Source organism: Kitasatospora fiedleri (genome assembly GCF_948472415.1).
GTDB classification, from domain to species: Bacteria; Actinomycetota; Actinomycetes; order Streptomycetales; family Streptomycetaceae; genus Kitasatospora; species Kitasatospora fiedleri.
Genome location: NZ_OX419519.1, coordinates 5007896 through 5020225 on the forward strand (window position 1 = coordinate 5007896; position 12330 = coordinate 5020225).

Annotated in this window: 12 protein-coding genes; 5 read left to right on the top strand and 7 right to left on the bottom strand. The window is 76.1% G+C overall.

Annotation, left to right across the window (positions count from 1 at the left end):
* The first annotated feature begins 88 nt into the window (after positions 1-88).
* The gene (locus QMQ26_RS23125; protein ID WP_100836334.1) at positions 89-424 is read left to right on the top strand and encodes an STAS domain-containing protein; all 336 of its coding nucleotides are present in this window, start codon (positions 89-91) and stop codon (positions 422-424) included.
* 172 nt (positions 425-596) lie between these two features.
* Positions 597-2957 (top strand): ATP-binding protein, encoded by a 2361-nt coding sequence (locus QMQ26_RS23130; protein ID WP_282202560.1) that lies wholly within the window; start codon positions 597-599, stop codon positions 2955-2957.
* Positions 2958-2964: 7 nt separating this feature from the next.
* Here QMQ26_RS23130 and QMQ26_RS23135 read toward each other — a convergent pair whose 3' ends face one another.
* The 3 genes from QMQ26_RS23135 to nucS form a co-directional block, all read right to left on the bottom strand.
* Complete coding sequence (locus tag QMQ26_RS23135) at positions 2965-4173, bottom strand: nucleotidyl transferase AbiEii/AbiGii toxin family protein (protein ID WP_282202561.1); 1209 nt, start codon at positions 4171-4173, stop codon at positions 2965-2967.
* Positions 4170-4820: a hypothetical protein gene (locus QMQ26_RS23140; RefSeq protein ID WP_282202562.1), complete on the bottom strand. Its 651-nt coding sequence runs from the start codon at positions 4818-4820 to the stop codon at positions 4170-4172. Before QMQ26_RS23140 ends, QMQ26_RS23135 begins: the two co-directional genes overlap by 4 nt.
* Before the next feature lie 64 nt (positions 4821-4884).
* Positions 4885-5544: an endonuclease NucS gene (gene nucS / locus QMQ26_RS23145; protein WP_100836332.1), complete on the bottom strand. Its 660-nt coding sequence runs from the start codon at positions 5542-5544 to the stop codon at positions 4885-4887.
* Positions 5545-6096: 552 nt separating this feature from the next.
* On the opposite strand from nucS, the gene QMQ26_RS23150 reads away from it, so the two are divergent.
* Positions 6097-6489 (top strand): SCO5389 family protein, encoded by a 393-nt coding sequence (locus tag QMQ26_RS23150; RefSeq protein WP_100836331.1) that lies wholly within the window; start codon positions 6097-6099, stop codon positions 6487-6489.
* A gap of 246 nt (positions 6490-6735) precedes the next feature.
* Here QMQ26_RS23150 and QMQ26_RS23155 read toward each other — a convergent pair whose 3' ends face one another.
* Positions 6736-7962, bottom strand: coding sequence for an LLM class flavin-dependent oxidoreductase (locus QMQ26_RS23155; RefSeq protein WP_282202563.1), 1227 nt, complete (start codon positions 7960-7962; stop codon positions 6736-6738).
* 308 nt (positions 7963-8270) lie between these two features.
* Here QMQ26_RS23155 and QMQ26_RS23160 point away from each other — a divergent pair, with 308 nt between their 5' ends.
* Complete coding sequence (locus tag QMQ26_RS23160) at positions 8271-8582, top strand: ATP/GTP-binding protein (protein ID WP_282202564.1); 312 nt, start codon at positions 8271-8273, stop codon at positions 8580-8582.
* 7 nt (positions 8583-8589) lie between these two features.
* Here the strand turns inward: QMQ26_RS23160 and QMQ26_RS23165 are convergent, their stop codons facing one another.
* Complete coding sequence (locus tag QMQ26_RS23165) at positions 8590-9357, bottom strand: ABC transporter permease subunit (protein WP_100836329.1); 768 nt, start codon at positions 9355-9357, stop codon at positions 8590-8592.
* 1 nt (position 9358) lies between these two features.
* Positions 9359-10393, bottom strand: coding sequence for an ABC transporter ATP-binding protein (locus QMQ26_RS23170; protein WP_282202565.1), 1035 nt, complete (start codon positions 10391-10393; stop codon positions 9359-9361).
* Between the two features lie 96 nt (positions 10394-10489).
* On the opposite strand from QMQ26_RS23170, the gene QMQ26_RS23175 reads away from it, so the two are divergent.
* Complete coding sequence (locus QMQ26_RS23175) at positions 10490-11281, top strand: alpha/beta fold hydrolase (protein ID WP_100836327.1); 792 nt, start codon at positions 10490-10492, stop codon at positions 11279-11281.
* Positions 11282-11375: 94 nt separating this feature from the next.
* Here QMQ26_RS23175 and QMQ26_RS23180 read toward each other — a convergent pair whose 3' ends face one another.
* Positions 11376-12305 carry a coiled-coil domain-containing protein gene (locus QMQ26_RS23180; protein WP_100836326.1) on the bottom strand — a complete coding sequence of 310 codons (930 nt, stop codon included), beginning with the start codon at positions 12303-12305 and terminating at the stop codon, positions 11376-11378.
* Between the last annotated feature and the right edge of the window lie 25 nt (positions 12306-12330).

Genomic DNA, 12330 nt, shown 5'->3' on the forward strand with positions numbered 1-12330 from the left:
ACACGGCCCCGTGGAGCACGGACGTTCCCCGAGGTGCGGGCGGCACCGTGGAGCGGACGCCCGGCGGACGGCCGAGGAGGAGGACAGCATGCGCATCACCGGCGACCACACCGGACTGGCCATCGAAGGGCGGCTCGACGTGCGCAGCGCCGCCGACGCCAGGGCACTGCTGCACGCCGCCGTCGACGGCGGCGAGGGAGACCTGGTCCTCGACCTCGGACGCCTGGAGTTCTGGGACGCCACCGGGCTCGGCGTCATCATGGGCACCCACCGCCGGGCCGGCCGGGTCGGGCGGCGGCTGGTGCTCCGGGAAGTGCCGGTCCAGTTGCAGCGCCTGCTGGTGGCGACCCGGCTGCACCGCATCCTGGCGGTCGAGGGAGCGGTGCAGGACCCCTGCGGGACGACGCTCCCCGCGCTCGGCTAGCCCGCGCCCGGCCCACGCGCGTTCGGCGCCCGGGCCGGCGGCGGGAGGCGGACGGCGCACGGCCGGGTTCGTGTGCGGACGGCTCGGCGCCGGAACCACCCCTGTGTGGTGACCCGTCGTGTCCATGTGGGAAAGTCTCCGCTCAGGTGTCCGAGTGGCGGGGAGCAGCGACGTGGGTCAGCCGAGCGGGGAGTTCCGGGGGGACGGGGTGCGCCCGCGCAGCGGGGAACTGGTCAGCGGTGAACGGCTGGTGGTGGTCGGCGGCCCGGAGGGCTCCGAGGCCCGGCACTGCCCGGACGAGTGGATGCCGCAGCCCCGCCGGATTCGCGGCCTCGTGCAGGCCCGGCCGGAGCTCGGCCCCAGCCCGGCCGTCGGCCCGCTCGCCCTGGGCGCCGGCCCCGGCGACCTGCGGCTGCTGGACCGCGACGCCGACATCGCCGCCCTGCTGGAACAGCTCCGGGCCGGACGGTCGGTGCAACTGCTCGGCCAGGCCGGCTCGGGCCGCTCCGCGCTGCTCGCGGCCGTCGCCGAGGCGGCCGGGGAACTCGCCCCGGACGGCGTGGTACGGCTGAGCGGCTACCGGCGCACCACCGCCGACCTGCTCCAGGACCTGTTCGCCGCCACCCACCAGGCCCCCGACTTCCGCCCGGACCGCGAACAGCTGGCCGAACTGCTGGCCGGCGTCGCCGCGGTGGTGGTGATCGACGACGTCGAGCCGTCCGGCGAGGAACTGGAGGAACTGCTCGCCTTCGCCCCCGAGTGCGCGTTCCTGCTGGCCACCCTCCCCGACACCCCGCCCGCGCCCCCCGGCTCCCGGCTGCGCGACCACCTGGTGGCCGGCCTGTCCCGCCCCGCCTGCCTGACCCTCGCCGCCCGACTGGCCGGACGCCCCCTGGACGAGGCCGAACGGGCCTGGGCGGTGGACCTCTGGTTCGAGTCCGAGGGCCTGCCGCTGCGCTTCGTCCGGGCCGCCGCGCTGCTGCGCCAGCGCGACGTCACGGTGGACGCGCTGATCGCCGCGCAGGAGGACCGGCGGAGCGTGTTCGGCTCCGTCCACGAGTACGAACTGCCCCGCGATCCGGCCGAGTTGGAACGCGAACTGCGCCGCCAGGTGCCGCTGCCCTCGGTGGGGGAGAGCGCCGCCCCGGCCCGCCGCCTGGTCCAGGGGCTGAGCGAGTCGGCCCGGCTGGTGCTGCGCCTCGCGCTCGCCCTCGGCGGGGAGTGCCCGACCGCGCCGCACCTGCCCGCCCTGGTCGACGTCGGCCTCGGCGAGAGCGCCCTGCAGGAACTCGTCGAAACCGGACTGGCGGTCTCCGTCGGCGGCCACCACCGCCTCACCGAGGGCGTGCTCGACGCGCTGCTGCCCGAGGTCGAGGACGACGGCAACGGCCTGCCCGCGCCGTTCGCCCCCGGCGGGATCGCGCACGGCGCCGCCGAACACCTCGCCTGGTGGGTCGGCCACGCCTCGGTCTCCACCCGGCAGGTCGCCGCCGAGGCCGAGGTGATCCTCGCCGTGCTGCTCGCCGAACGCGACGCCGACCGCCCCGCCGAGGTGCTCCGGCTGGCCCGGGCCGCCGCCCCCGCGCTCGCGCTGTCGCTGCGCTGGGGCGCCTGGGAACGCGCCCTGCACCTCGGCCTGGAAGCCGCCAGGATGCTCGGCGCGCCCGCCGAACAGGGCTGGTTCCACCACGAGTTGGGCGTGTACGCGCTCTGCGCGGGCAGCCCCCAGCGGGCCGCCGCCGAACTGGAGGCGGCGATCGCGCTGCGCGCCGCCGCGGGCGAACAGCGCGGCGGGGCCGCCGCCCGCCGGATGCTCGACCTGGTCCGGCTGGAGGAGACCGCCGCACTCACCGCCGGCCCCGACAGCGAACCCGCCCGCCGCCGCCGCGCCATCCGGGCGATCGCCCAGGTGGTGCCCGGCCGGCTGCGCAAGCGGGCCCCGCGCGGCGCCCGCAAGACCGTCCTGCTGGCCGGCGCCGCCGTGATGGCGCTCGGCGTCCTCGGCACCGCGATCGGCGTCGCCGCCGGCGGGGACGACCACCCCGGAGGCGACCGCACCGGCAACTCCGCGGACGACCTGCCCCCGCTCGACCCCACCACCTCCCCCCGCCCCAGCAGCTCCCCCGCGCCCGCGCCGTCCGGCAGCGAGAGCCCGTCCGCGACGGACCCGGGCAGCCCGAGCGAGAGCCCGTCGCCCTCCACCGGCGGCCCGGCCACCACCAGCCCGTCGGCCACCCACCGGCCCGGCAGCACCCCGAGCCCGACGGCCACCACGACCAAGCCGGGCACCGGCACCGGCGGCAACGCGGGCGGGACCACCGGCGGGACGACCGGTGGCGGCACGGGCGGCGGTTCCGGCTCCGGCGGGGGCACCGGCTCCGGCGGCGGCACGGGTGGCACCGGCGGCCCGGGCGGCACCGGCGGTACGGGCACCAGCCCGGCGCCGTCCGCCTCCTCCTCGCCCTCCCCGTCGCCCAGCTCCTCGCCGCCCACCAGCCCCCCGGCGACGGGCACGCCCTCGCAGAGCGGTTGACCGCCCGTCAGAGCAGCAGCTGCTCCAGGGTCACGTTCCCGCGGGCGAGGCGGCGCGCGTACGCGGCCCAGGCCGGGCGGGCCAGCAGGGCGTCCAGCGGGTCGGGGGCGTCCGGGCCGAGGGCGCGGCGCAGCAGGCGGCGGGCCAGGCCCAGCGGGGCGCCGCGTGCGCACAGCCAGGCCTCGGCGGCGTCCAGGCCCCCGGCGGCGTGCGCCTCCCGCAGCGGGGCCGCCCAGCCCTCGGCCCACCAGGCGGCGCGTTCGGCGTCCGGGACTTCGGCGAAGGTCGGGGCCAGCGCGGCGGCCAGCCGGCGGCACAGGTCGTCCGCGGCGGGCAGGTCCGGGTACTCGGTGCGGAAGTGCGCCCAGTCCGCGCCGCCGGTGTCGGGGGCGCCGCCGGGGAGGTCGTCCGGGCCGGGCGGGTGCTCCGCCAGGTGGATCTCGCCGCCGGTGAACACCTCGCGCAGCACCCCGTACCGCAGGGCGGTCGACTCGGCGAGCAGCACCGCGTCGTAGAGGTCCTTGCCCTGCGGGTAGGCGTCGGCGGCCAGCCACAGCAGCTTCCAGGAGAGGGAGAGTTCGCGTCCGGCGACGCGCAGCACCGCCCCCGGCGCGACCTCCAGCGGGTCGGGTTCCAGCGGCAGCCGCTCGGTGAAGACGAAGTCCACCTGCACGCCGCCGCCCGGCAGGCCGTCGGCCGCCCAGGGCAGCAGCAGGCGGCGGCCGGGGACGCGGTCGTACGTCCAGATGTCCTCGTCGACGGCCTCGTCCGGCAGGAAGCGGACCGGGCCGGCGGCGGGGACGGCGGCGGTCAGGTCGGCGAACAGGGCGGCGGTGCGCGGGTCGTCGAGCCCCCAGTCGGCGGGGACGACCACGAAGTCCAGGTCGCCCGGTTCGCGGGCGGCGGGGCCGAACCAGGCGCGCAGCACCACGGAGCCGCGCAGCACCAGGTGGTCGGCCCAGCGGGAGGCGGCGACGGCGGCCAGCACGGCGTCCATCGCGGTGCGGCGGGCGGCCCGCCAGGCGGTGGCCGGCGCGGGGTCGGCGAAGCGCGGGTCGGTGGGCCGGTACGCGTCGGCGTGCTGCTTGAGCGACGGGTCGAAGACCGCGGCCTGCCGGGCCCGCGGGTCCGCGATCGGACGGAACGTCAGCGGCAGCTCGGCGTGGGCGCTCCGGGCTAGCTCGGCGGCGTCGGGGGCGCCGCGTCCGTCGGTCACGACGGGCCCGCCGCGCCGTCGTCCAGCCAGCCGTCGTCCAGAGCGAGCGCCGAGTCGTGGACCACGTACTCGCGTTCGGCCTTCAGCGGCGGGAAGCCGGCCGCGGTCAGGGCGGCGGTCAGGCGTTCCAGGCGGGAGCCGGCGGTGGCCTGGCCGACCCGGTGGCAGCGCTGGGTGACGAAGTACTGCCGGTGGCCGTCGGGTTCGGTGCGGCGGGCGTTCCAGGACACGTGGGCGCCGTGGCCGGCGGCGGCCCGGGCGAGGGCCTCGCGGGGCGTGCCGGGGGAGAGCCGGACCTTCACGTGGTGTTCGAAGTAGTGCGCGGGGTCGGCGCGTTCGGCCTCGGCGTCGGTGCGCGGGACGCCCGGCGCCCAGGGCGCGGCCTCGATCTTCACCCGGACCGGGGTGAACCCGGCCCCGCGCAGCCGGGCCGCCTCGGCGGCGGCCCGCCGGTGCTGCGCGGCCAGCGTGCCCGCGGCCCGCCAGGACAGCATCGGCTGCGAGGGGTGCCGCCCGCGGGCCAGCAGGATGTGGGTGAACTCCAGCCCGTGCGCGGCCGCCCAGCCCGCCAGCGCCCCGGCCTCGGCCGGGGCCAGCGTCAGGTGCGTCTCGTACGGGGCGACCCCGGCGGTGCTGCGAACGGGCATGCGGGGATTGTGGCAGCCGGGACGGACACCGCCGCGGGCTGGGCAGGCCGGGCCCGGGGGAGGGCTAGAAGAGCTTGAGCTTGTCGTCGTCGATGCCGCGCAGCTCGTCGTAGTCGAGGACGACGCAGCCGATGCCCCGGTCGGTGGCCAGCACCCGGGCCTGCGGCTTGATCTCCTGGGCGGCGAAGACACCCTTGACCGGGGCCAGCAGCGGGTCGCGGTTGAGGAGTTCGAGGTAGCGGGTGAGCTGCTCGACGCCGTCGATCTCGCCGCGGCGCTTGATCTCGATGGCGACGGTGGCGCCGTCGGAGTCGCGGCAGAGGAGGTCGACCGGGCCGATCGGGGTCGGGTACTCGCGGCGGATCAGCTGCCAGCCGGAGCCGAGCACCTCCATCCGGTCGGCGAGCAGCTCCTGTAGGTGGGCCTCCACGCCGTCCTTGATCAGGCCGGGGTCGACGCCGAGTTCGTGCGAGGAGTCGTGGTGGACGTCCTCCAGCGTGATGATCAGCTTCTCGCCGGCCTTGTTGGTGACCGTCCACACGCCGTCGCCCTCCTTGAGGGAGCACGGCGGCGACATCCAGTTCAGCGGCTTGTAGGCCCGGTCGTCGGCGTGGATGCTGACGCTCCCGTCGGCCTTCACGATCACCAGGCGCACGGCGGAGGGCAGATGTGCAGCGAGGCGGCCCGCGTAGTCCACGGTGCATTTGGCGATGACAAGACGCATGGGGACAAGCCTAAGGCCCGCCGGGAGTGCCCCGGTCCGTGTTCGATTCCGGAGGGCGGGCCACCGGTGGCCGGGCCGGTGGGGCCGAGGCGGCGCAATCCCGAGACAGCCGGTCCGGGCGGGCCGGGCCCGGGAGCCGTTTGAAGCGAGTGCGCGCACGGCGGGTGTCGGCCGGGCGGGAGCGGCGAAACATGGTGACCGCACGCGTACGTGCGGTGAGGGGCCGCAGCTCGGCGCGCTGGGTTGGGACACGGCTGATTCCGGCCAATCTCGTCCCGGGAGGGGCGTTCCGGGCGGCAATCCGCCGATTCACCAACCCGGGTGAGGGGGGGACTGCCAGGCTGGTCTGACCCCCCAGGACCGAACCCCGACGCGCGGCGTCCGCCGGGCTGTCGCACCGTCGACGCTCGAACGGCGCGCGCGGTCCACCGCACGTCCGTCCCACCGTTCCCCGGCACCGCACCCCCGGTGCCACCCCTACCGCACCACCCTCAGCACACCGGCACCACCGCCCCGGCGACCACGTCGGAGCGGACCGCGAGAGGAGAACCCATGTCGCTCGACGTCTCACCGGCCCTGCTGGAGAAGGCCGAACGAGGCGAGGTCGACGAGCGGGAGTTCGTCGACTGTGTCCGCACCTCGCTGCCCTACGCCTGGGACATGATCAGCTCACTGGTCGCCCAACTCAAGGTCGACGGGACCGACTTCGCCGACAACGAAGTCCCCCCGCCGAGCGAGCAGGAGCGCGGGCAGCTGCTCCGCGCACTGGCCAGCGACGCGATCCGGGGCGCCCTGCAGCGGCACTTCGGCGTCCGGTTGGCGTTCCAGAACTGTCACCGCGTCGCGGTCTTCGCCCCCGGCCCCGACACCGAGACGCGGCTGGCCCGCTTCACCTCGGTCCGGGCCCAGCTGCTCAACCAGTCGCCGGAGCTGCGCGACTGCTGACCCGACGTCAGCGCCCGGCGCCGCACGTGCGCTGACGGCCCGTCAGCGCCCCTGTGTCGCCGCCGCACGCGGGCCCCCCGGTCAGGACACCCGGGGCGGCCCGCGACCGCGCGACGGGCCGTCAGCGCGCCCGCACCGGCCTCCGCGCGCGCCTGCGTGCGGTGCTCGACTGCGGCCGGCGGCATCCCCTCGCCCCCGCCCCCGGCCCCCGCGCGCCCCCGCTGCCCGCTGCCCCCGCGCGGGCGCTCAGGACAGCTGCGGCAGCACCTCCGCGCCCAGCCGGGCCAGGTTGTGCAGCGTCGCCGCGGTGTCGCCCGAGCCCTCCGCGAGCAGCGCGAAGCGCCGGATGCCGGTGCGCTCCGCGGTGGCCAGCAGCCGGTCCGCGCACTGCCGGGGGGTACCGACCGCGTGCAGGTCGCAGAGCAGCTCGGTGTACGCCCGCGGGTCGCGCATCGAGCGCTCCCGGCCGTCCACCGTGCGGTGCGCGCCCAGGCCGTGCGCGAAGAAGTCCGGCATCGCCCGCAGCAGGCTGGCCCGGGCCGCTCCCGCCCGGTCGTCGACCTGCGCCACGCCCGCCGCCACGTGCTCCCGCTCCACCCGGGCCAGCTGCTCCTCGCCGCGCCCCGCCGCCCGCCAGGCCGCCCGGTACGCGGCCACCATCTCCCGCTTGTCCTCGTCGCCCGAGTGCATCCCCAGCAGCATCGGCAGGCCCCGTTCGGCGGCCGTCCGGACCCCGCCCGGCGAGGTGCAGGCCACCACCATCGGCGGGCCCGACCGCCCCGACCCCGCCTCGTCCTGGCGTTGGCGCGGGATCACCGCGCCCTCCAGGCCCAGCCAGCCCGCCAGGTCCGCCCGCCGGGCCGGCTCGGCGGCCCGCGGCACCACCGCCACCTCCGGGAACGCGAACTGCGGCCCCGCCGCGCCCACCCGGGCCCCGCGCAGCCAGCGCAGCAGCAGGTCCAGCCGCTCCGGGAAGCCCCGCTCGTACGCCTCCAGGCCGCCGCCGAACACCGCCAGGTCGATCCACGGACCGCCGCGCCCCACCCCCAGGGTGAACCGGCCGCCCGAGGTCAGGTGCAGCAGCGCCGCCTGCTCGCCCAGCGCCACCGGGTGACGGGTGCTCAGCACGCTCACCGCCGTCCCCACCCCGATCCGCCGGGTGCGGCCCAGCAGCAGCGCGGCCAGCGTCGCCGCGTCCGGGCAGACCCCGTACGGCACGAAGTGGTGCTCGGCCAGCCAGACCGCGTCCAGGCCGGCCCGCTCGGCGGCCAGCGCGGCCGAGACGGTCCGCTCCAGCGCCTCGCCGTGGCCCTGGCCCGGGAACTGCGCGGACAGCAGGAAGGCGCCGACCCGGAGCGCGTCCGTGCCGGCGCCCGGCGCCTGCTCGGGGGCGGGCCGCTCGGCCGGCAGCACGCCGCCGGCCGCCCGCGGGACGGCGGAACGGGCCTCGGGCCGGGCGGTGGTCTTCGTCATCGGGTGCCTCCATCGGTGCCGCGCAGGGTCTGCGGGCCCCGCCGTGTCACCACGTGAGTAACCCATGTCATGTGCCAATGGCACGCCGAACCCCCGATTTGCTCGGGGAAAGGGTGGATTACCCCGGAAACCCCGGCGCCCGCCCGCCGCTCCGTGCTATTGGGGCGGACGGGACCGGCGGGACGCCCGGGAACCCCCGGGGCGCCACCGGGTACAACGCGGGGCGCGACCCTCCGGTCACCGGCTGGGAACGGCCCCCCGGCGGCCCTTACCCTGGAGGCACAGCGCGCCGATGGAGAGGTCGTCACGTGTCACCCCGCCGCAACCGGATCGAGAAGCCCGACGACCGCGGCAGCGCCGCACCGACGGGCGGTTCGCTGCGCCGGGTGGAGGCGTACCGGGGCGAGGACTGGGTGGTGCAGACCGTGGCCGGCACCGCCGGCCGGTACTACCGCTGCCCCGGCTGCGACCAGGAGATCCCGCCCGGCGTCGGCCACGTGGTGGCCTGGCCCGACCACGGCGGCGTGGACGACCGGCGGCACTGGCACCGGGCCTGCTGGGGAGCGCGGGAGCGCCGCGGCTCCAACCTCCTGCGGGGCCGCGGCGCTCCGAAGTACTGACGGCGGGTCAGGCGTCGCGCCGCTTCAGCACCAGGTAGCCGCAGAGCAGCGCGGCGGCCGTCCACAGCGCGCAGATCAGCAGGCCGGTCCACGGGCCGTACGGCTGGCTGGCGGGCTGGTAGACCTGGAGCGACCGGGAGCCGGCCCAGTCCGGGAAGTAGTGGGCGACGTTCTTCACCTTCGGCACCACCGAGAGGATCGGGGAGAGCAGGAAGAAGAACGGCACCAGGATGCCCAGCGCCAGGGTCTGGTTGCGCAGCAGCACCGTCACGCCGGCCGAGAACAGGCAGAGCAGGGTCAGGTAGAGCGCGGCGCTGAACACCGCCCGCAGCACGCCCGGCTCGCCCAGCGTGGTGCGGTGCTCGCCCAGCATCGCCTGGCCGGCGAAGAAGGTGACGAACGCCGTCACCAGCGAGACCGCCAGGGCCAGCGCGCCGACCACCGCCGCCTTGGCGGCCAGCAGGGTGCCGCGCTGCGGGACGGCGGCCAGCGAGACCCGGATCATGCCGCTGCTGTACTCGTTGCCGACCGCGAGCACGCCGAACACCACGATCGCCAGCTCGCCGAGCATGATCCCGGCGAAGGCCGTCCCGGTGGCGTCGAACGGGGTGGTGGAGTCCTTGGTGACGTCGGCGAAGTTGTTCTTGGTCACCAGCGACAGCAGGGCGCCGACGACCAGGGTGACCAGGAAGGCCGCGGCGAGCGTCCAGACGGTGGAGCGGACGCTGCGGATCTTGGTCCACTCGGACTGCGCGACGGCGGGGAACGCGGCCATCTCAGTTCTCCTTCCCGGACGGGCGGTCGTTCCAGCCCGCGCCCCAGGCCGGGGCGGGGGCGGTGGGTTCGGCGGGGGCACCGGGTTCGGCGGGGGCACCGGGGGTGCCGGGTGCGGCGGGAGCGCCGGGGTGCCCGCCGGTGCGGTACTCCACCGACTCGGCGGTCATCTGCATGAACGCCTCCTCCAGCGAGGCCTGCTGCGGGCTCAGCTCGTGCAGGGTGACGCCGTGCGCGGCGGCCAGCTCGCCGAGCGCCGCCGGGTCGCCGTCGACGACCTCCCAGGAGCCGTCCGGGCCGGGCTCGGCGGTCAGGCCGGCGCCGTGCAGGACGTCCAGCAGCCGCTCCGGCTGCGGGGTGCGCAGGCGGACCGCGGAGCGGGAGTTGCGCTTGATGAACTCGGCCATCGGCAAGTCGGCGAGCAGCCGGCCGCGGCCGATCACCACCAGGTGGTCGGCGGTCAGCGCCATCTCGCTCATCAGGTGCGAGGAGACGAACACCGTGCGGCCCTCGGAGGCCAGCCGCTTCATCAGGTTGCGGATCCACAGGATGCCCTCGGGGTCGAGGCCGTTCACCGGCTCGTCGAACATCAGGGTCTGCGGGTCGGCCAGCAGGGCGGAGGCGATGCCCAGCCGCTGGCCCATGCCGAGCGAGAAGCCGCGGGCGCGCTTCTTCGCCACCGCGCTCAGGCCGACCAGGTCGAGCACCTCGTCGACCCGGGCGCGCGGCACCCGGTTGGACTGGGCCAGCCAGAGCAGGTGGTCGTAGGCGGTGCGGCCGGGGTGCACGGCCTTCGCCTCCAGCAGGGCGCCGATCTGCCGCAGCGGGTCCTGGATCTCGGCGTAGCGCTTGCCGTCGATGGTGACCTCGCCGCCGGTCGGGTGGTCGAGGTCGAGGATCATGCGCATGGTGGTGGACTTCCCGGCGCCGTTCGGGCCGAGGAAGCCGGTCACCACGCCCTCCGGGATGCGGAAGCTCAGATCGTCCACGGCCAACTTGTCACCATAACGCTTCGTCAGGTGATGCAACTCGATCATGTGGCTCTCCTTGGTCTGCGGCCAGGTTATGGCAAAAAGCGGATCAACCGGACAACCTGCGTCCGGCGCGTGCCCCCCGGGCCCTACGGTGGAACCATGACCTCGCCCAGCGCGCCGGCCGTCCGCGAGAACGGCACCGGTACCCCGCTCGTCCTGCTGCACGCCTTCCCGCTCTCCGCGCGGATGTGGGAGGTCCAACTGGAGCGCGTACCCGGTCCGGCCGGGGACGACGCCCGGGTCGTCGCACCGGACCAGCGCGGCTTCGGCACCGCCCCGCTCGGCGAGGGGCCGCCGTCGCTGGACACCGCCGCCGACGACCTCGCCGACCTGCTGGACGCGCTCGGCGTCGAACAGGCCGTCCTGGGCGGCCTGTCGATGGGCGGCTACGTGGCGATGGCCTTCGCCCGCCGCCACCCCGAGCGGCTGGCCGGACTCGTCCTCGCCGACACCAAGGCCACCACCGACACCGACGCCGCCCGCGCCAACCGGGAGCGGATCGCCGCCGCCGTCCTCGAACGCGGCAGCGTCGACCTGCTGATCGAGGAGCGGACGGCGGAGAACCTGCTCGCCCCCGGCACCGACCCCGAACTCACCGACGCGGTACGCCGGATGATCGCCGAGGCCAGCCCGGCCGCGGTCGCCTGGGCGCAGCGCGCGATGGCCGCCCGCCCCGACTCGCTGGACGAACTGGCCGCCCTGGAGGTGCCCGCCGCGGTCATCGTCGGCGAACTCGACACCGTCACCCCGCTCAGCGAGGCCCGGATGATGGCCGAGGCCCTCTCCGACGCCGAACTGACCGTCATCCCCGCGGTCGGCCACCTCTCCTCGCTGGAGGCCCCCGAGACCTTCAACGCCGCCGTCCGGGCCCTGCTCAAGCGCGTCAAGTAGCCGCCGGTCCGCCGGGAACGCCGGAGGGGCCCGGAGCGCGAGCTCCGGGCCCCTCCGGGCACTTCAGCGGTGTCCCGACCCGGGCGACGGGGCGTCAGCGCGACTGCTGCGCCGGCACGCCCAGCGAGTCGTCGGTCGGCAGCGAGGCCGCGGCGACCGCGGCGCCCGTCAGCGTGGCCAGCATCTCGCGGACGTTGGTCAGCTGGGCGTTGATCGAGTCGCGGCGGTTGGTGAGCGCCGCCAGCTCGCGCTCCGACTCGCTGCGGACCCGGTCGGCCTTCGCGTTGGCGTCGGCCACGATGTCCTCGGCCTGCCGCTGCGCGGTCTCGATGGTCTGCCGGGAACGGCGCTCCGCGTCGGTGCGCAGCTTCTCCGCCTCCAGGCGGAGCTGCTCGGCCCGGTGCTCGATCTCGGCCAGCCGCTTCTCCGCCTTGGCCTGACGGGCCGCCAGGTCGCGCTCCGACTGCTCCCGGCGCTTGGCCAGGTTGGTCTCGAACTCCAGGGCGGCCTGGGCGGCCTTGGTGCGGGTCTCCTCGAAGAGGGCGTCCGCCTCCTCGCGCTTGTTCTGCGCGTCCTTGTTGGCCTCGGCCCGCAGCTGCGCCGCGTCCGACTTGGCCTTGTCGACGATCCGCAGGCCCTCGTCCTCCGCCTTGGCCTTGCGGTCCTTGGCGTAGTTCTCGGCCTCGGTGCGGACCTGCTGCGCGGCGGCCTCGGCCAGCTCGCGGTGCTGCTCGGCGGCGCGGTGCGCCTCGTCGCGCAGGTCCTTGGCCTCCTCCTCGGCGAGGCGGAGGATCTTCTCGACGCGGGCACCGAGACCGGCGTACGAGGGCTCCGCGTCGGTGACCGCGGCCTGGGCCGTCTGGGTCTCCAGATGGAGTTCCTCGATGCGCTTCTCCAGCGCGCTGATCCGGGAGAGCGCGCTGTCTCGGTCGGCCACCAGCTTGGCGATCCGCTCGTCGACCTGGGCGCGCTCGTACCCACGGCGTACCAGGTCGAAGCCGTGCGGGGAGTGACTGTCGCTCATGGGATTTCTGGGCTTCCTGTCGTCA